Below are 17,521 nucleotides of genomic sequence, written 5' to 3'. Positions count from 1 at the left end.
GCGACTGCCTGCGCCGCACTGGGGAGGAGAGCCTGATGGCTGTGAATGATGCGTCGCTTGCGCCCGCGCGCGAGCCGGTCCTGCGCCTGCGCGGGATCACCAAGACCTTTGGCGCCGTCTCGGCGCTGAGCGACATCGACCTTGACGTTCATGCGGGCGAGGTGGTGGCGCTGGTGGGCGACAATGGCGCGGGCAAAAGCACGCTGATCAAGATCCTGGCGGGGGTGTTTCAGCCCACATCGGGCACGATCGAATTCATGGGGCGGCCGGTCAGCATCGACAGCCCCTCGGCGGCGCTGACCCTGGGCATTTCCACCGTCTTTCAGGATCTGTCGCTGTGCGAAAATCTGGACGTGGTGGCGAACCTGTTCCTGGGGCAGGAGCTGTCGCCCTGGGCCTTGGATGAGGTGCAGATGGAGGTCCGCGCCTGGCAATTGCTGGGCGAACTTGCGGCCCGCATCCCTTCGGTGCGCGAGCCCATCGCCTCGCTTTCGGGCGGGCAGCGCCAGACCGTGGCGATCGCGCGCTCGCTGCTGCTGGAGCCGAAGATCGTCATGCTCGATGAGCCCACCGCTGCGCTGGGGGTCGCCCAGACCGCCGAGGTGTTGAACCTGATCGAGCGGCTGCGCGATCGCGGCTATGGCGTGATCCTGATTTCCCACAACATGGACAATGTCCGCGCCGTGTCCGACCGCATCGCGGTGCTGCGGCTTGGTCGCAACAACGGCGTTTTCACCAAGGACGCCACGCGCGAGCAGATCGTGGCGGCGATCATGGGCGCCGATGACAATGTCGCCGCCCGCCGCGATGCCATCGAAAGAACAAGGGCCCAGCAATGAGCATGAAACCCGACGCCTCGCCCATCGCCTATGACCGCGCCGATGCCCGGGTGCGGGCCGATACCGGGCTTGCCGGTGCCGCCCGCGCCTTCATCGACCGCATCCGCTCGGGCGATCTGGGCATCCTGCCGGTCGTGGTGGGGCTGATCCTGATTTCGGTGGTCTTTTCCACCCTGAACCCGGTCTTCCTGCTGCCCAACAACCTCGTCAACCTGCTGTTCGATGCCGCCGCAGTGGGGTTTATTTCGCTGGGCATCGTGCTGATCCTGCTTTTGGGGGAAATCGACCTTTCCGTCGGCTCGATGAGCGGGCTGGCCTCGGCCTTGGTCGGCGTTCTTTGGGTCAACATGGGGGTGCCCTTGCCGCTGGCCATTCTGGCGGCGCTTTCGGCCGGGGCGACGATGGGGGCGATCTATGCGACGCTTCTGAACCGCTTCACCATGCCGAGTTTCGTTTCCACCCTCTCGGGGCTGCTCGCGCTTCTGGGCATGCAGCTTTACATCCTCGGGCCGACCGGCTCGATCAACCTGCCTTACGCCTCGTTCCTGGTCCGCTTCGGGCAGATCCTGATCATGCCGGACTGGGCGTCTTATGCGCTGGCTTTGGTGCCGGGGCTGGGCATCCTGTGGTTCGGCTTCCGGCAGATGAAGGCGCGGGCGGCGGCGAACCTGTCGTGCACCAGCGCCAGCGTCGTGCTGGTCAAGGCGGGCGCCGTGACCCTGCTTCTGGAAGGCGCCGTCGCCTATCTGAACCTTGGCCGCGGCGTGCCCTTCATGTTCGTCGTCTTCGTGCTTTGCGTCGCGGCGATGCAATATGCGCTGACCCGGACGAAATGGGGCCGCTCGATGTTCGCCGTCGGCGGCAATATCGAGGCGGCGCGGCGCTCCGGCATCAAGGTCAAGCGCATCCGCCTGACCGCCTTCATGCTGGGCTCGTCGCTCGCAGCCCTTGGCGGGGTGTTTTCCGCCGCGCGTCTGGCCACGGCCAGCCAGCAGGCGGGGACGGGGGACGTGAACCTGAATGCCATCGCGGCGGCGGTCATCGGCGGCACCTCGCTTTTCGGCGGCCGCGGCTCGGCCTGGGCGGCGCTGCTGGGCGTGCTGGTGATCCAGTCGATTTCGAACGGCCTGACGCTTCTCAATCTCAGCTCGTCGCTGCGTTACATGATCACCGGGGCGGTTCTGGCCGTGGCCGTGATCATCGACTCGCTTGCACGGCAATCGCGCGCCAGCCACGGCCGCGCCTGACAACCGGAGGATAGAATGACAAATCTCATGCAGGGCAAAACCGCCGCCATCACCGGCGCCGCTTCGGGCATCGGCCTGGCCTGCGCCAAGATCCTGGTCGAGGAAGGCGCGCAGGTCGTGCTGATCGACCGCGACGAGACGAAACTGGCCGCCGCCTGCGCCGAGATCGGACCGGGGGCGCATCCGCTGTCGCTCGATCTTTTCGACGGCAAGGCGGTCTCGGGGATGCTGCCCGCGATCCGCAAGCTTGTGGGCGATCTGGACATCTTCCACGCCAATGCGGGCGCCTATGTCGGCGGCCCCGCGGCCGAGGGGAACCCGGATGTCTGGGACAAGGTGTTGAATTTGAACATCAACGCCGCCTTCCGCACGGTGAATGCGGTGCTGCCGCATATGATCGAACGCAAGACCGGCGACATCATCTTCACCTCCTCCGTCGCGGGGGTGGTGCCGGTGGTCTGGGAGCCCGTCTACACCGCCTCGAAATTCGCGGTGCAGGCCTTCCTGCACGCCACCCGCCGTCAGGTGGCGCCGCATGGCGTGCGCATGGGCGCGGTGCTGCCCGGTCCGGTGGTGACGGCGCTGCTTGATGACTGGCCGAAGGCGAAGATGGAGGAAGCCCTGGCGAATGGCTCGCTGATGCAGGCGCGCGAAGTGGCGGAAGCCGTTCTCTTCATGCTGTCGCGCAGCCGCGGCGTCGTCGTGCGCGATCTCGTGCTTTTGCCCAACAGCGTCGATCTTTGACCCCAAGGCCGCCTGCCCGGAGGATTTTCCATGTCCGCACCCACTGCCCGCCATCTTGTCGGGGTCGATGTCGGCACCGGCTCTGCCCGCGCCGGGGTCTTTGACCTGACCGGCCATCTTCTGGGCACCGACCACCACCCGATCACGCTTTTCCGCGAGGAAGGCTCGGTCGTCGAGCAATCGAGCGCCGAGATCTGGGCGGCGGTCGGCCGCGCGGTGCAGGGCGCGCTCAAGGCGGCGGGTCTGACGGGCGCGGATGTCGCCGGGATCGGCTTTGACGCCACCTGTTCGCTGGTGGTGCTGGATCCGGCGGGGCGGTCCTTGCCGGTCGGCCCCTCGGGGGATCCCGCGCGCGATGTGATCGTCTGGATGGATCACCGCGCCACCGCGCAGACCGAGCGGATCAACGCGACGAAACACCGGGTGCTGGAGTATGTCGGCGGCCGGATCTCGCCCGAGATGGAGACGCCGAAGCTGTTGTGGCTCAAGGAACACCGCCGCGAAACCTTTGATGCCGCGGGGCATTTCTTTGATCTGACCGATTTCCTGACCTGGAAGGCGACGGGCTCGGCGGCGCGCTCGATCTGCACCGTGACCTGCAAATGGACCTATATGGGCCATGAAAGCCGTTGGGATGAAAGCTATTTCCGCCAGATCGGGCTTGCGGACCTGGCCGAGGAAGGCTTTGCCCGCATCGGCACCGAAGTCGTCATGCCCGGCACCGCCTTGGGCGCGGGCCTGACCGAGGCTGCCGCGCGGGATCTGGGTCTTTTGCCCGGCACGCCCGTTGCGGCGGGGCTGATCGATGCCCATGCGGGCGGTGTCGGCACCGTCGGCGCCGCGGGCGAGGGGGGGGCTGTGGCGAATCTGGCTTACGTCTTCGGCACCTCGTCGTGCACCATGACCACCACCGAAGATCCCGTCTTCGTTCCGGGCGTCTGGGGCCCCTATTATTCGGCGATGGTGCCGGGGGCCTGGCTCAACGAGGGCGGTCAGTCTGCCGCCGGGGCTGCGATCGATCAGCTTCTGCGGTTCCATCCCGCCTCTGCCGAGGCGTCGGCCGCCGCCTCCCGTGCCGGGCTTTCCCTCCCCGCCTGGCTTGCGCGCCGTGCCGAGGCCCTGGCAGGGGCGGGGGGCGAGGTGGCCCGTCTGGCGGCGGGGCTGCATGTGGTGCCCGAGTTTCTGGGCAACCGCGCGCCGCATGCCGACCCCTATACCCGCGCGCTGATCGCCGGGCTGGGGATGGAGGACGATCTTGACAACCTTGTTGCGCTTTATGTCGCGGGGATTTGCGGGCTGGGCTACGGGCTGCGCCAGATCCTTGAAGTGCAGGCGAAACGCGGCGCCTCGGTCGCGACGATCGTGATCAGCGGCGGGGCGGGGCGGTCGGATCTGGTGCGCCAGATCCTGGCCGATGCGACCGGCGTGCCGGTGGCCGCGCCCGACACCGAGGAGCCGGTGCTGCTCGGCTCCGCGATCCTGGCCGCGGTGGCGGCGGGGGCGGCGCCCGATGTGGCCACCGGCATGGCGCAGATGTCGCGCATCGCGCGACGCTACCCGCCGGGGGAAGCGGCCCTGCGCGCCTTCCACGACGCCCGTTTCGCGCTTTTCGAGAAGTTTCAGGTGCTTGCGCGCGATGCCGCGCTGCGGGAGGCATGATGGACCAGCCCCTGCGCGCGATCTTGTGGGACATGGACGGCACGCTTCTGGACAGCGAGCCGGTGCATCGGCTCTCCTTCGTCGATGCGGCGCGGGCCTGCGGTCTGACGCTGCCCGCGGATTTCCACGAAGGCCTGATCGGCAAAAGCGAGGATGCGATCCATGCGATCCTTGCGGCCGAACACGGGCTGACGCTGTCCCTTGCGCATTGGTCCGAGCTGCGTTTCGCCGCCTATCTGGCCCGCATCGAGGAGGTGCATCCCTTCCGGATCGCCACCGATCTTTGGGCGCGGGCGCAAGCGGCGGGGCTTTCTCAGGCGATCGTGTCGAACTCGCCCGAGGGGATCGTGCGGGCGAACCTGACCCGGCTGGGGCTGGCCCCCGGAGCGGTGCGCACGGTCAGCCGTCACGATGTCCGCCGCGGCAAGCCCGATCCCGAGCCCTATCTGCTGGCGCTCGCACGGCTTGGCCTGCCGCCCGAGACGGTGGCGGTGGTCGAGGACAGCGCCGCGGGGCTGGCGGCGGCCCGGGCGGCGGGGCTTTGCGTCTACATGATGCCCTGGTTCGAGGGGCCTGCGGGCGATTGGCAGCCCTTCGCGGCGCTGTCCTCGCGCCTGCCGGGCTGAGGATCTTTCCGGCCCGGCGACGGAATCGCGGCGCTTGCGCGTTCATATTGCAAGATCAGCATGAAAGGGATCTGCGATGACACGCGTTCTGAAATTTGCGACGATCGTGGCGCTTTGTGGCGCGGCCCTGCCCGCAGTGGCGCAACAGGCGGCCGATCCGGCGGTGGTGCCGGGGCAGGCGTTCCTGGCGCAATGGGATCTGGACGGCGACGGTCAGGTGACCCTGGCCGAGGCCCGCAGCCACCGCGCCGACATCTTCGCCATGTTCGACAGCGATGGCGACGGCAGCTTTTCGGCCGCGGAACTGGCGGGTATCGACGAGTTCAAACAGGCGCAGCTGGAGGCCGGGATGGGCCCCGGGCATCAGCGCGCCGACGGGGTAATGCCGCGCGCCGGGATGGGACGCGGCATGGGGCAAGGTCAGGGCCAAGGTCAAGGTCAGGGGATGGCGGGGCAGGGCTTCTTTGCCCCGGCCGCCGATCAGATGCTTCGGCTTGACGGCAATGGCGACGGCCGGGTGACGCAGGCCGAATTCGTCGCGGGCAGCGATCGCTGGTTTGCGATGCGCGACCGCACCGGCGACGGCGTGGTGACGCTGGCCGATTTCGGACCGCGCCGCCGCGGCTGACCCCCCCCCGGCACGGCGCCGCAAGCCCCCTGCACCGGGGTTTTGGCGCATCCCCACCTTGACAGCCCGGCGGCCGGGCGCCACCACCCGGACATCCCCGCTGCCGGAGCGCCGATGACCGCCCTTCTTCGCCTGTTGTCCGACTCGTTTCGCGTCTTTTTCCTGCTCGCCTCCCTCTGGGCGGCGGCGGCGATGGCGCTTTGGCTTTGGTGGCTGTGGCAAAACCAGATCGGGCCGGGGGGCGATCTGCCCAATGCGCTGGCGCCGTCCCATTGGCACGCGCATGAGCTGATCTTCGGCTTCGGCATGGCGGCGACGGCGGGATTTTTCCTGACCGCGGCGCCGAACTGGACCGGCAAGCCGGTGGCCGGGCCGCGGTTCATCGCGCTGATGGCGGGGCTTTGGCTGGCGGGCCGGGGGGCGGTGCTGCTCTGGGGCAGCGTGCCGCCGGTTCTGGCCGCCGGGGTGGTCCTTGCCTTCCCGGCGCTTCTGACCGAACGGATGGCGCGGCAGCTGATCCGCCGTCCGGCCTCGAGCGAGGGGCTGTATCTGGCGCTTCTGGGGCTGATCACGCTGGCCGAGGCGCGGGTGCTGCTGGACTGGCTCGACCTGCCGCCCGGCGATGCGGCGGCGGGGCTGCGCGGCGGGCTGGCGGCGCTGGTCGCGCTGGTCGCGGTGCTGGGCGGGCGGATCACGCCGCAATTCACCCGCAATGCGCTGGCCCGGGCCGGGGCGCCGCCCGCGGCGCTGCCACGCAGTTTCCCCTGGCTGGACCGGAGCGTCGCCGGTTGCGCCTGTCTGGCGGCGCTGGCGGCCGTTTTCCCGCTGTCCGGGGCGCTTGCGGGGGCGGCGGCCCTGGCGCTCGGGGCCGGGCAGCTGGCCCGGATGGGCTTTTGGCGCAGCCGGAAGGTGCTGGGCAATCCGCTGCTGGCGGCGCTGCATCTGGCGATGCTGGGCACCGGGATCGGCGCGCTGCTGCAGGGCTTTGCCGCCTTTGGCCGGGGCGAGGAGATCGGCGCGCTGCATGTCAGCGCGATTGCGGGGGTGGGCGGGATGATCCTGGCGGTGATGAGCCGCGCGACGCTGGCGCAGACCGGGCGGGCGCTGGTGGCGCCGCGGCCGGTGGTGCTGGCCTATCTGCTGCTGCCGCTGGCGGCGCTGGCGCGGTTCGCCGCCGCCACCTGGCCGGAAACCTATGTCGCGGCGATGCTGAGCGCGGCGGCGCTCTGGGTGCTGGCTTTTGCGCTTTTCGCGCTCAGCTCTGCGCCCGCTTTCCTGGGTCCGCGTCAAACCCCTTGATCGCGGGCGGTTTTCCTGTCTTTCCCTGCCGCAGTCCCCTGCGCGAAGGAGCCCGCCATGACCCTGCGCCCCCTTGTTTTCGCGGCCACCGCGGCCCTTGCCCTGCTGGCCCCCGCTTTATGCCCGGCCGAGACCCCGGCCCAGACTTTGGCCCAGACTTCGGCGGCGGGGCCGGGCCTTGCCGCGCCCGCGCCCTTCAGCCTTGATGCGCTGGCCGCCCGCGCCGCCGCCATCGCCCGCGCGCCCTATGTGCCCGCGCCGCCGCGCCAGCCCGAGGTGCTGGAGCGCATCGATTACGACGCGCATAGGCAGATCCGCTACCGCAAGGACAAGACGCTGCAGCTGGGCGCCGTGCCCGTGCAGTTCTTCCATCTGGGCACCTATTTCCGCCAGCCGGTGAAGATGTTCGCCGTTGCGAACGGGCAGGCGCGCGAGGTGCTTTATGCCCCCGCTCTGTTCGACATGCCCAAGGACAGCCCCGCCCGCGATCTGACCGCCGATGCCGGTTTTGCGGGCTTTCGGATCCTCCGCCCGGATCTGTCGGGCGACTGGATTTCCTTCCTCGGCGCCACCTATTTCCGCACCGAGGGGGCGCTGGGTCAGTTCGGCCTCTCGGCCCGCGCCATCGCCGTCGATACCGGCCTGCCCTCGGGCGAGGAATTCCCCCGCTTCACCGAGGTCTATCTGGAGGAAGGCGCCGGGGGGCAGGCGGTCGTCACCGCGCTGGTCGAGGGGCGCAGCCTGGCCGGGGTCTGGCGCATGGCGATCACCAACACCCCCGGGCAGGGGCAGGTGATGGCGGTCGAAAGCCGGATCTACCTGCGCAAGCCGGTGGCGCGGCTGGGGCTGGCGCCGCTGACCTCGATGTTCTGGTATTCCGAAACGAACCGCTGGCACGCGCTGGACTGGCGCCCCGAGGTGCATGACAGCGACGGGTTGCTGATCGCCCCCGCGACGGGAACGCCGGTCTGGCGCGCGCTCGATACGCCCGGCGACATCGTCACCACGCGCTTTGCGGGGCCTGCGCCAAAGGGCTTCGGCCTGGTGCAGCGCGACCGCAATTTCGAGCATTATCAGGATGATGGCGTCTGGTATGACCGCCGTCCGACGGTCTGGGTCGAACCTGTCTCGGATTGGGGGCGGGGGGCGGTGACGCTGGTCGAGCTGCCGACGCATGACGAGATCTACGACAATATCGTCGCCTTCTGGACGCCCGAGACCCTGCCCGCCCCGGGGCAGGAGCTGCGCTTCGATTACAGGCTGCACTGGGTTGACCGGGTGCCGCCGCAAGGCGATCTGGCGCAGGTGGTGGCCAGCCGGATCGGCATGGGCGGCAATGCCGGGGTGAAACGGCCGCGCGATCAGATCAAGGTCGTGCTCGATTTCGAGGGCCCGGCCCTGGCCGGTCTGGGCGAGGCCGACGGCGTGACGCCGGAGATCACCGCGCCGCAAGGGGTCGAGATCATCAATCCCTTTGCCCATCCGATCCGGGGCAGCACCCGCTGGCGGCTGGTCTTCGACGTGAAATCGCCGCCGGGCACCGGCACGGTCGATCTTCTGGCGGGGCTGAGCCGCGGCGGTCGCGCGCTGAGCGAGACCTGGGCCGCGCCGCTGCATCCCGACCGGATCGAAAAGCTGCGCTGAGAGCGGCGGCAAGAAAAAGGCCGGGGTTCCCCCCGGCCTTGGTCGTTTCGTTCCGAGGTCGCTCAGCGGCTCGGCACCGGGACGTAATCGCGGGCGACATGGCCGGTGTAAAGCTGACGCGGACGGCCGATCTTGCCGGTCGGATCGCCGAGCATTTCCTTCCATTGCGAAATCCAGCCCACCGTGCGCGAGAGCGCGAAGATCGGGGTGAACATCGAGGTCGGGAAGCCCATCGCTTCAAGGATGATGCCCGAATAGAAGTCGACATTCGGGTAAAGCTTCTTCGAGACGAAGTAATCGTCCTCGAGCGCGATCCGTTCCAGTTCCTTGGCGACCTGCAGGATCGGGTTGTCGTGGATGCCGAGCAGGTCAAGCACCTCGTCGGCCGATTCCTTCATCACCTTGGCGCGCGGGTCGAAGTTCTTGTAGACGCGGTGGCCAAAGCCCATCAGGCGGAAGGGATCGTTCTTGTCCTTGGCCCGGGCGATGAATTCCGGGATCCGGTCGACCGAGCCGATTTCGCGCAGCATTTCCAGACAGGCCTGGTTCGCCCCGCCATGCGCCGGGCCCCAAAGGCAGGCGATCCCGGCCGCGACGCAGGCAAAGGGGTTCGCCCCCGAAGAGCCCGCCAGACGCACCGTCGAGGTCGAGGCGTTCTGTTCGTGATCGGCATGCAGCATCATGATCCGGTCCATGGCCTTCGCCAGTTCCGGTTTCACCACATAGGGTTCGGCCGGGACCGAGAAGCACATGTGCAGGAAGTTCGCCGCGTAATCGAGATCGTTGCGCGGATAGACGAAGGGCTGGCCGATCGAATATTTATAGGCCATCGCGGCGATCGTCGGCAGTTTCGCGATCATCCGCATCGCGGCCACTTCGCGCTGCCAGGGGTCGTTGATGTCCAAGCTGTCGTGATAGAAGGCCGACATCGCGCCGACCACACCCACCATCGTCGCCATCGGGTGGCTGTCGCGACGGAAGCCGCGGAAGAACATGTGGATCTGTTCGTGCAGCATCGTGTGCCGGGTGATCCGGAACTCGAAATCGGTCATCTGCTTTTCGGTCGGCAGTTCGCCGTTCAGAAGCAGGTAGCAGACTTCCAGGTAATGCGACTTTTCGGCCAGTTGCTCGATCGGATAGCCGCGGTAGAGAAGCTCACCCTTGTCGCCGTCGATATAGGTGATTTCCGATTCGCAGGCCGCCGTCGAGGTGAAGCCGGGGTCGAAGGTGAAGACGTCGGCCTGCGCATAAAGCTTGCGGATGTCGAGCACATCCGGCCCCACCGAGGGCGACAGCACCGGCAGATCATAGGTCTTGCCGTCAAGCGTCAGCGTTGCCGTGCGTTTCGTTTCAGCCATGGTTCCCTCTCCATTGGTCCGGCGGGCCACGCCGGTGCATCCTTCCCGGTTCCCGCGCGCCGGTTCCCGACGAACCGGCTGCGGGAGAGGGCGGCCGGGCCTCAGGCCGCCTGATCGCTCAGCCGGGCCAGCACTTCCTCGCGGCCCAGCAATTCCATCATGTCGAAGACCGAGGGCGTTGCCGCCCGTCCCGCCAGCGCGGCGCGCAGCGGCGCCGCGATCTTGCCAAGGCCCAGTCCATGCGCCTCGGCCACCCGCGCGACCACGCTTTCGAGCTCCTCACGCACCCAGCTAGCATTTTGCAGCTGCGGCGTCAATTCTTTCAGTATACCACGGGATACCGGATCAAGCGCCGCCATCGCCTTCGCGTCGATCTCGACGGGACGGCAGATCAGCGCGAAGCGCGCCTTTTCCAGCAGTTGACCAAAGGTCTTCGCCCCCGATTTCACCACGGGCAGGGCCTTGTGCAAAGCCGCCAATTGCGTCCCGGTCAGGGCGGGCAGCTTGGCCGCCTCCAGATAGCCCGAAATCTGGGCGATCAGATCGTCATCGGCGATCTGGCCCATGTGATGGCCGCAGACATTTTCGAGCTTCTTGAAGTCGAGCCGCGAGGGCGCGCGGCCGATTCCCTCCAGCTCGAACCATTCCTGCGCCTGCGCGTCGGTGAAGACCTCGTCATCGCCATGGCTCCAGCCCAGCCGCGCCAGATAGTTGCGCATGCCCGCGGCCGGATAGCCCATGGCCTGATATTCTTCCAAACCCACCGCGCCGTGACGCTTGGACAGTTTCTTGCCGTCAGGCCCGTGGATAAGCGGGATATGCGCGAACACCGGCACCTCCCAGCCCATCGCGTGATACACCTGCATCTGCCGCGCCGCGTTGATCAGATGGTCGTCGCCCCGGATGATGTGGGTGACGCCCATGTCGTGGTCATCGACGACAACGGCAAGCATATAGGTCGGTGTACCATCCGAGCGTAAACAAACCATATCGTCGAGCTGGTCGTTCCGCACCGTCACCTCGCCCTGCACCTTGTCGGCGATCACCGTCGCACCCTCGCGCGGGGCCTTCAGCCGGATCGCATAGGGCGCATCCGGATGCGTCGCGGGGTCGGCGTCGCGCCAGGGCGACTGGAACAGCGTCGAGCGCCCCTCGGCCCTTGCCGCCTCGCGGAAGGCTTCGATTTCCTCCTGGGTGGCGAAACACTTGTAGGCGGCGCCGCGGGCCAGCATCTCGCGCGCGACTTCGGCATGGCGGGGGGCCCGGTCGAACTGGCTCACCACCTCGCCGTCATAATCCAGGCCAAGCCAGTCAAGCCCCTTGAGGATCGCCGCCGTCGCCGCGGGGGTCGAGCGGGCACGGTCGGTATCCTCGATCCTGAGCAGGAAGGTGCCGCCATGGCCGCGGGCAAAGAGCCAGTTGAAAAGCGCCGTCCGGGCGCCGCCGATATGCAGGTAGCCGGTGGGCGAGGGGGCGAAGCGGGTGACGATCTTTTGCGACATTGCGGCCTTTCTTGCGGGCGCCGGGGCTGCCGGAGACCGCGTTTTAACCTTTTGGAAACCATGATGCCCGTAGGCTAGCTTGAGCGTTTCTCTAATGCAGGAGGGGGCGACAGGACAAGTGGCGCAGGCATCGGCGGTGCATCGGGACGGGATCCGGCGCCGGTTTTCCGGGCTCTGGCGGGGCTTGGCCGATCCTTTGGCGGCGCTCGATCGGGCGCAGCTGGACTGGGTGCTTTGGGCGCCGCTGGGCCTTGGCACGGGCGTCGGGGTTTATTTCGCGCTGCCTTTCGAGCCGGGCGTGCCCGTGCTGGCCGCGGCAGTTGCGGTCATCGTGGGCGCGGTGGGGGTGTGGCGGCGCGGCCCGGGCTTTCTGCACCTGCCCGCGACGCTGGTTCTGATGGCGGCGCTGGGGCTTCTGGCCGCCAGTTGGCGTGCCCATTCCGTCGCCGCCCCGGTGCTGCCCTTCAACTATTACGGCCCGGTCGAGGGGCGGATCATCGGCATCGACCGTTCGGCGCGCGACGTGATCCGGCTCACGCTTGATCAGGTGCGGCTGACCCGGGTCGCGCCCGAGATCCTGCCCGCCAGGGTCCGCATCGCGCTGCATGGCGAGAGCACCGGCCTTGCGCCGGAACCGGGGCTGCGCGTCGCCACGACCGCGCATCTGAGCCCCCCGGCCGAGCCGATCGCCCCCGGCGCCTGGGATTTTCGTCGCAACGCCTGGTTTTCGGGGCTGGGCGCCTTGGGCTACACCCGGAGCCCGGTGGTGGTGATCGCGCCGCCGGAACAGGATTGGGGGCTGGCGGCGCATCGGGCGCGGATGCGGCTTTCCGCGGCGATGCAGGACCGGATCGGCGGTCAGGCGGGGGCGGTGGCGGCGGCCCTGATGACGGGCGACCGCTCCGGCATTTCCGAGGCGACGAATGCCACGCTGCGGGCCTCGAACCTTTACCATATCGTCTCGATTTCCGGGCTGCACATGGGGATGCTGGCCGGGTTCGTGTTCGGCGCGCTGCGCTGGGGGCTGGCGCTGATCGGGCCTTTCGCGCTGATCTGGCCGACGAAAAAGATCGCCGCCGCCGTCGCGCTGGCGGCTTCGACCGCATATCTCTGGGTTTCGGGCGGCGATATCGCGACGCAACGCGCCTGGATCATGACGGCGGTGATGCTGCTGGCGATCCTTGTCGACCGGCGCGCGTTAAGCCTGCACACGGTGGCCCTTGCGGCGATTTTCCTTTTGTTTCTGTGGCCCGAGGCGCTGACCGGCCCCGGTTTCCAGATGTCCTTCGCCGCCACCGTGGCGCTGATCCTGATGGCGGCGCCCTGGGCGGCGCATTACCACCGCCTGCCTGTCGTGCTGCGCCCGGTGATCATGCTGGTGCTGACCTCGCTCATCGCGGGGCTGGCGACGGCGCCGATCGCGGCGGCGCATTTCGGGCGGATGTCGCAATACGGCATGCTGGCGAACCTGCTGGCCGTGCCGGTGATGGGGATCGTGGTGATGCCTGCCGGGGTGCTGGCGGCGGTTCTGGCGCCGCTGGGTCTGGCGGGGCCCGCGCTCTGGCTGATGGGGCTGGGCACCGACTGGGTGCTGGCCGTGGCCGACTTCGTCGCGGGTCTGGCGGGGGCGCAGACCTTTCTGCCCGCGCCGCCCGGCTGGGTGCTGCCGGTGCTGGCGCTTGCGGCCGGGGCGGCGGTGCTGTCGCGGGGCGCGTTCCGCGCGGCGATGCTGGCGCTCGCGCTCGTGGCCTTTGCGGGCTGGGGGCTTGCCCCCCGTCCGGCGCTGCTGATCGCGCCCGGGGGCGCGCTTGTCGGGCTGATGACGCCCGAGGGGCGGGCGCTGTCGAAGGCCGCGCCCAGCTTCACCGCCGAGGGCTGGCTGGAGGCCGACGGCGATGCCGTGACCCCGAAAGAGGCGATGGCACGGGCGGGGTTCAGCGGCAAGAGAGGGGTCCGGCAGGCCGATTGGCAGGGCAGGCGGCTGGTGCACCTGTCGGGCAAGGCGGCCCTGGACAATCTGGAAAACGCCTGCCGGGACGGGGCCTTGGTGGTGCTGGACACGGCCGCGCCCAGGGGCTTCACGGGCGATTGCCGCCTTTACGACAGGCGCAGCCTGGCGCGGACCGGGGCGCTTTCTTTCGAGGTGTCGGGGCAGATCCGCCGCGCGCGGGAGGAGGCGGGGCAAAGGCTCTGGACCGATCCGCCGCAGCGCAAGACGCCGCCCGAAGACCGGACGGCGCCAGACCCGGACCCGCCCGAAGGCGCTCAGTAGCTGCGGATCAGCCCGACCAGACGGCCCTGCACCTTCACCTGATCCTCGCGCAGAAGCCGCGTCTCATAGGCCGGGTTCGCGGCTTCCAGCGCGATCATCCCGCCGCGGCGGTAATAGCGCTTCAGCGTCGCTTCCAGATCCTCGACGAGGGCGACGACGATATCGCCATTCTCGGCGGTGGGCTGGCTGCGGATCACCACGATGTCGCCATCGTTGATCCCCGCCTGGATCATCGAATCGCCTTTGACTTCAAGCGCGTAATGCTCACCCCGGCCCGACAGCATCGCGCCCGGAACGGTGACGTGATGCGCCACTTCGGCAATCGCCTCGATCGGCACCCCGGCGGCGATCCGCCCCATCATCGGAATGTCCAGCGCCGCCGCCGCCACCGGCAGCGCGCCGCGCGGCGGCTCGGTCCGGCTGCCCGCGATCAGCGTCGGCGTGAAGGCCGGTTGCGTCTGCAACCCCCGTTCCGCCTCGGCGGCGCGTTCCATCGACTCGGGCAGCTTGACGATTTCCAGCGCCCGGGCGCGATGCGCCATCCGCCGGATGAAGCCGCGTGCCTCCAGCGCCGTGATCAGCCGGTGGATCCCGGATTTCGACCGCAGATCCAGCGCATCCTTCATTTCGTCGAAAGACGGCGGAACCCCGTCCCGCGCCATGCGTTTTTGGATAAAATCCAAAAGTTCCAATTGCTTGTGCGTCAGCATCCGGTTGCCCCCCCGCTTGCATCCTCGCCCGGTGTTCCGCAAGTGTTCTAACCACGTTCCCGTTTCGTGTCAATGACAGCCCCGGGCGTGGCGTTAACGCGCTGGCAAGGAACGGGCCGGTTTCAGGGCGCCGCGCGATAGGGGCCGGATTTGCCGCCGTCTTTCGACAAAAGTCGTATCCCCTCGATATGCATCGATTTTTCCGCGGCCTTCAGCATGTCGTACAGCGTCAGCGCCGCCCCCGACACCGCGGTCAGCGCCTCCATCTCCACCCCGGTCGGGCCGGTGGTCTTTACCGTGGCCTGAATGCGCACCCCGGGCAGGGCGGGATCGGGGGTCAGCTCGACCGAAACCTTGGACAGCGCCAGGGGATGACAAAGCGGGATCAGATCGGCGGTCCTTTTCGCCGCCATGATCCCCGCCACCCGCGCAATCCCCAGCACGTCGCCCTTTTCCGCCGTGCCCGAAAGCACCAGCGCCAGGGTTTCGGGCGCCATCACGATGCAGCCCTCGGCCACGGCAACGCGCGTCGTCGGCAGCTTGTCCGAGACATCGACCATATGGGCTTTGCCCGCGGCGTCGAAATGCGTCAGCATGCCAAAAGTGCCCGGGTGGCCGCGGCGACATCGGCCTGACGCATCAGGCTTTCGCCGATCAGGAACCGCCGCGCGCCGACCGCAGCCATCGCCGCCATGTCGGCGGGGGTGAAGATGCCGCTTTCGCAGACCAGCTCCCGCCCCTCGGCCAGGATCACAGGCGCCAGCTGACGGGTCACGTCGAGCGTCACCTCGAAGGTCTTCAGATTGCGGTTGTTCACCCCAAGCAGCGGCGATTTCAGCCATTTTAGCGCCCGGTCCAGCTCGGCGCCGTCATGCACCTCGATAAGCACATCCATGCCCCAGCCGGTCGCGGCCGCTTCCAGCTCGACCGCCAGCGCATCCTCGACCGAGGCCATGATGATCAGGATGCAATCGGCGCCCCAGGCGCGGGCCTCGGCGACCTGATAGGGGTCGTAAAGGAAATCCTTGCGAAGCGCGGGCAGGGCGCAGGCGTTCCGCGCCGCAATCAGATAGTCGGGGGCGCCCTGAAAGCTGGGCGTGTCGGTCAGCACCGACAGACAGGCGGCGCCGCCGTCTTCATAGGCGCGCGCCAGCGCAGGCGGGTCGAAATCCGGCCGAATGAGCCCTTTCGAGGGCGAGGCCTTCTTGATTTCCGCAATCAACCCATAGCCTTGCGCGGATTTCTTGCGCAAAGCCTCGGCAAAGCCGCGACAGGGCGCCTGCGCGCGGGCCTGCGCCTCAAGATCGGCGAAAGACACCCGGGCCTTTGCCGCGGCGACTTCCTCAAGCTTGTAGGCCTTGATCCGGTCGAGGATGTTCGTCATGCGCCCAGCACCTCGCGCAAGGCGACCAGCCGCGCCTTGGCCGCGCCGGAATCGAGGCTCTCCGCCGCCATCTCGGCCCCCGCCTTCAGATCGCCCGCCTTGCCCGCCACCACCAGCGCCGCGGCCGCGTTCAGCACCACCGCATCGCGGTAAGCGCCCGTGCGGCCATCCAGCAAGTCGTTGAAGGCGCGGGCATTCTCGGCCGGTTCGCCGCCGATGATCGCCTCGAACGGATGGGTGGGCAGACCGGCTTCCTCGGGGTGGACCTCGAAATCCGTGATCTCGCCATTGCGCAAAGCCGCGACCCAGCTCACGCCGCAGATCGACAGCTCGTCGGTGCCGTCCGAGCCATGCACAAGCCAGGCGGCTTCCGAGCCGAGCGCCTTCAGCACCTCGGCCATCGGCCGGATCCAGGCGCGCGAAAACGCCCCGGTCAGCTGCCGTTTCACCCCGCCCGGATTGGTCAGCGGCCCCAGCAGGTTGAACACCGTGCGGGTGCCAAGCTCCACCCGCGCCGGGCCGATATGTTTCATCGCCGGATGGTGCATCGGCGCCATCAGAAAGGTGATCCCGGTTTGCGCCAGCGCCCTTTCGGCGACCTCCGGCCCCTTCATCACGTCAAGCCCCAGCGCCGTCAGCGCATCCGCCGCGCCCGATTTCGACGACAGATTGCGGTTGCCGTGCTTGGCCACCGGCACCCCCGCCCCCGCGACCACAAAGGCCGTCGCGGTGGAGATGTTCAGCGTGCCCTTGCCGTCGCCGCCGGTGCCGACAATATCCATCGCCCCCTCGGGCGCCGCGATCCGGTGCATCTTCGAGCGCATCACCGAAGCGGCGGCGGCGATTTCATCCACCGTCTCGCCGCGGGTGCGCAGGGCCATCAGAAGCCCGCCCATCTGCGCGGGCGTCGCCGCACCGTTGAAAAAGATCTCGAAGGCCGTCTCGGCCTCGGCACGGGTCAGCGGGCGGTCGGCGGCCAGGCCGATCAGGGGCTTGAGTTCGCTCATGCGCTCACCTTCACTTTCGCTTCCGTCAGGAAATTGCGCAGCATCGCATGGCCATGCTCCGAGGCGATGGATTCGGGGTGGAACTGCACCCCCTCGATCAGCTTGTCACGGTGGCGCAGCCCCATGATCATGCCGCTGTCCAGTTCCGCCGTGACCTCAAGGCAGGCGGGCAGGCTCTCGCGTTCGACGATCAGCGAATGATAGCGCGTCGCCTGAAACGGGCTGGGCAGACCGGCAAAGACGCCCTTGCCCGCGTGATGAATGGTGCCCATCTTGCCATGCACGATCTCGCCCGCGCGGATCACGCGGCCGCCAAAGGCCTCGCCGATCGTTTGATGGCCCAGACAGACCCCCAGCAGCGGCACGCCTGCTTCTGCCGCGGCCAAGGTCAGCGGGATGCAGATCCCCGCCTGCGCCGGATCGCAGGGCCCGGGGCTCAGCACGATCGCCTCGGCGCCCATTCCCATCGCTTCCTGCACATCCATCGCGTCGTTGCGCACCACCTTCACCTCCGCGCCAAGCGCGCCGAAGTAATGCACCAGGTTCCAGGTGAAGCTGTCGTAGTTGTCGATGAGCAGAAGCATGCGCAAATCCTTTGGGCC

16 protein-coding genes are annotated in these 17,521 nt (G+C 68.2%); 9 read left to right on the top strand and 7 right to left on the bottom strand.

What is annotated here, in order from left to right; genetic code table 11:
- The first annotated feature begins 35 nt into the window (after positions 1 to 35).
- The 8 genes from RCAP_RS11720 to RCAP_RS11685 all read left to right on the top strand — a co-directional run bounded on the left by RCAP_RS11720 (position 36) and on the right by RCAP_RS11685 (position 8,686).
- The gene (locus tag RCAP_RS11720; RefSeq protein ID WP_013068081.1) at positions 36 to 839 is read left to right on the top strand and encodes an ATP-binding cassette domain-containing protein; all 804 of its coding nucleotides are present in this window, start codon (positions 36 to 38) and stop codon (positions 837 to 839) included.
- On the top strand, positions 836 to 2,086 hold the full coding sequence (locus RCAP_RS11715) for a sugar ABC transporter permease (RefSeq protein WP_013068080.1): 1,251 nt from the start codon (positions 836 to 838) through the stop codon (positions 2,084 to 2,086). Before RCAP_RS11720 ends, RCAP_RS11715 begins: the two co-directional genes overlap by 4 nt.
- 15 nt (positions 2,087 to 2,101) lie before the next feature.
- Positions 2,102 to 2,830 carry an SDR family oxidoreductase gene (locus RCAP_RS11710; RefSeq protein ID WP_013068079.1) on the top strand — a complete coding sequence of 243 codons (729 nt, stop codon included), beginning with the start codon at positions 2,102 to 2,104 and terminating at the stop codon, positions 2,828 to 2,830.
- Positions 2,831 to 2,860: 30 nt separating this feature from the next.
- Complete coding sequence (locus RCAP_RS11705; RefSeq protein WP_013068078.1) at positions 2,861 to 4,489, top strand: FGGY-family carbohydrate kinase; 1,629 nt, start codon at positions 2,861 to 2,863, stop codon at positions 4,487 to 4,489.
- Positions 4,486 to 5,115 carry an HAD family hydrolase gene (locus tag RCAP_RS11700; protein ID WP_080514620.1) on the top strand — a complete coding sequence of 210 codons (630 nt, stop codon included), beginning with the start codon at positions 4,486 to 4,488 and terminating at the stop codon, positions 5,113 to 5,115. Before RCAP_RS11705 ends, RCAP_RS11700 begins: the two co-directional genes overlap by 4 nt.
- A gap of 76 nt (positions 5,116 to 5,191) precedes the next feature.
- Positions 5,192 to 5,743: a calcium-binding protein gene (locus RCAP_RS11695; RefSeq protein ID WP_013068076.1), complete on the top strand. Its 552-nt coding sequence runs from the start codon at positions 5,192 to 5,194 to the stop codon at positions 5,741 to 5,743.
- Between the two features lie 114 nt (positions 5,744 to 5,857).
- The gene (locus tag RCAP_RS11690) at positions 5,858 to 7,042 is read left to right on the top strand and encodes an NnrS family protein (protein ID WP_013068075.1); all 1,185 of its coding nucleotides are present in this window, start codon (positions 5,858 to 5,860) and stop codon (positions 7,040 to 7,042) included.
- Positions 7,043 to 7,099: 57 nt separating this feature from the next.
- Complete coding sequence (locus RCAP_RS11685) at positions 7,100 to 8,686, top strand: glucan biosynthesis protein (RefSeq protein WP_013068074.1); 1,587 nt, start codon at positions 7,100 to 7,102, stop codon at positions 8,684 to 8,686.
- 62 nt (positions 8,687 to 8,748) lie between these two features.
- On the opposite strand, the gene gltA is transcribed toward RCAP_RS11685, so the two are convergent.
- Together gltA and gltX are read right to left on the bottom strand one after the other, a co-directional pair.
- Positions 8,749 to 10,044, bottom strand: a complete 1,296-nt coding sequence (gene gltA / locus RCAP_RS11680) for a citrate synthase (RefSeq protein WP_013068073.1) — start codon at positions 10,042 to 10,044, stop codon at positions 8,749 to 8,751.
- A 101-nt stretch (positions 10,045 to 10,145) separates the two neighbouring features.
- Positions 10,146 to 11,546 carry a glutamate--tRNA ligase gene (gltX, locus tag RCAP_RS11675; RefSeq protein ID WP_013068072.1) on the bottom strand — a complete coding sequence of 467 codons (1,401 nt, stop codon included), beginning with the start codon at positions 11,544 to 11,546 and terminating at the stop codon, positions 10,146 to 10,148.
- Between the two features lie 79 nt (positions 11,547 to 11,625).
- On the opposite strand from gltX, the gene RCAP_RS11670 reads away from it, so the two are divergent.
- Positions 11,626 to 13,818 carry a ComEC/Rec2 family competence protein gene (locus RCAP_RS11670; RefSeq protein WP_238530197.1) on the top strand — a complete coding sequence of 731 codons (2,193 nt, stop codon included), beginning with the start codon at positions 11,626 to 11,628 and terminating at the stop codon, positions 13,816 to 13,818.
- Here the strand turns inward: RCAP_RS11670 and lexA are convergent.
- The 5 genes from lexA to RCAP_RS11645 all read right to left on the bottom strand — a co-directional run bounded on the left by lexA (position 13,812) and on the right by RCAP_RS11645 (position 17,503).
- Positions 13,812 to 14,528 (bottom strand): transcriptional repressor LexA, encoded by a 717-nt coding sequence (gene lexA, locus RCAP_RS11665; protein ID WP_013068070.1) that lies wholly within the window; start codon positions 14,526 to 14,528, stop codon positions 13,812 to 13,814. The genes RCAP_RS11670 and lexA overlap by 7 nt on opposite strands.
- A gap of 122 nt (positions 14,529 to 14,650) precedes the next feature.
- On the bottom strand, positions 14,651 to 15,124 hold the full coding sequence (gene moaC / locus RCAP_RS11660) for a cyclic pyranopterin monophosphate synthase MoaC (RefSeq protein ID WP_013068069.1): 474 nt from the start codon (positions 15,122 to 15,124) through the stop codon (positions 14,651 to 14,653).
- Positions 15,118 to 15,912: an indole-3-glycerol phosphate synthase TrpC gene (gene trpC / locus RCAP_RS11655; protein WP_013068068.1), complete on the bottom strand. Its 795-nt coding sequence runs from the start codon at positions 15,910 to 15,912 to the stop codon at positions 15,118 to 15,120. Before trpC ends, moaC begins: the two co-directional genes overlap by 7 nt.
- On the bottom strand, positions 15,909 to 16,919 hold the full coding sequence (trpD, locus tag RCAP_RS11650) for an anthranilate phosphoribosyltransferase (protein ID WP_013068067.1): 1,011 nt from the start codon (positions 16,917 to 16,919) through the stop codon (positions 15,909 to 15,911). Before trpD ends, trpC begins: the two co-directional genes overlap by 4 nt.
- A complete protein-coding gene (locus RCAP_RS11645; RefSeq protein ID WP_013068066.1) occupies positions 16,916 to 17,503 on the bottom strand; it encodes an anthranilate synthase component II in 588 nt (195 codons plus the stop codon). The genes trpD and RCAP_RS11645 overlap by 4 nt, the downstream gene beginning before the upstream one ends.
- Between the last annotated feature and the right edge of the window lie 18 nt (positions 17,504 to 17,521).

Source organism: Rhodobacter capsulatus SB 1003, from assembly GCF_000021865.1.
Taxonomy (GTDB): Bacteria; Pseudomonadota; Alphaproteobacteria; order Rhodobacterales; family Rhodobacteraceae; genus Rhodobacter; species Rhodobacter capsulatus_B.
Note: the sequence above shows the minus strand (reverse complement) of the source record. Positions and strands in the feature narration are given on the sequence as shown.

Bases quoted from the DNA above. Each gene is read 5' to 3' on its own strand.
- trpC (WP_013068068.1), bottom strand. From the start codon at position 15,912: ATGACGAACATCCTCGACCGGATCAAGGCCTACAAGCTTGAGGAAGTC.
- RCAP_RS11715 (WP_013068080.1), top strand. From the start codon at position 836: ATGAGCATGAAACCCGACGCCTCGCCCATCGCCTATGACCGCGCCGAT.
- RCAP_RS11720 (WP_013068081.1), top strand. From the start codon at position 36: ATGGCTGTGAATGATGCGTCGCTTGCGCCCGCGCGCGAGCCGGTCCTG.
- moaC (WP_013068069.1), bottom strand. From the start codon at position 15,124: ATGCTGACGCATTTCGACGCCGCGGGCAAAGCCCATATGGTCGATGTC.
- RCAP_RS11685 (WP_013068074.1), top strand. From the start codon at position 7,100: ATGACCCTGCGCCCCCTTGTTTTCGCGGCCACCGCGGCCCTTGCCCTG.
- lexA (WP_013068070.1), bottom strand. From the start codon at position 14,528: ATGCTGACGCACAAGCAATTGGAACTTTTGGATTTTATCCAAAAACGC.
- gltX (WP_013068072.1), bottom strand. From the start codon at position 11,546: ATGTCGCAAAAGATCGTCACCCGCTTCGCCCCCTCGCCCACCGGCTAC.
- RCAP_RS11690 (WP_013068075.1), top strand. From the start codon at position 5,858: ATGACCGCCCTTCTTCGCCTGTTGTCCGACTCGTTTCGCGTCTTTTTC.
- RCAP_RS11710 (WP_013068079.1), top strand. From the start codon at position 2,102: ATGACAAATCTCATGCAGGGCAAAACCGCCGCCATCACCGGCGCCGCT.
- RCAP_RS11705 (WP_013068078.1), top strand. From the start codon at position 2,861: ATGTCCGCACCCACTGCCCGCCATCTTGTCGGGGTCGATGTCGGCACC.
- RCAP_RS11695 (WP_013068076.1), top strand. From the start codon at position 5,192: ATGACACGCGTTCTGAAATTTGCGACGATCGTGGCGCTTTGTGGCGCG.
- RCAP_RS11645 (WP_013068066.1), bottom strand. From the start codon at position 17,503: ATGCTTCTGCTCATCGACAACTACGACAGCTTCACCTGGAACCTGGTG.
- RCAP_RS11700 (WP_080514620.1), top strand. From the start codon at position 4,486: ATGATGGACCAGCCCCTGCGCGCGATCTTGTGGGACATGGACGGCACG.
- trpD (WP_013068067.1), bottom strand. From the start codon at position 16,919: ATGAGCGAACTCAAGCCCCTGATCGGCCTGGCCGCCGACCGCCCGCTG.
- gltA (WP_013068073.1), bottom strand. From the start codon at position 10,044: ATGGCTGAAACGAAACGCACGGCAACGCTGACGCTTGACGGCAAGACC.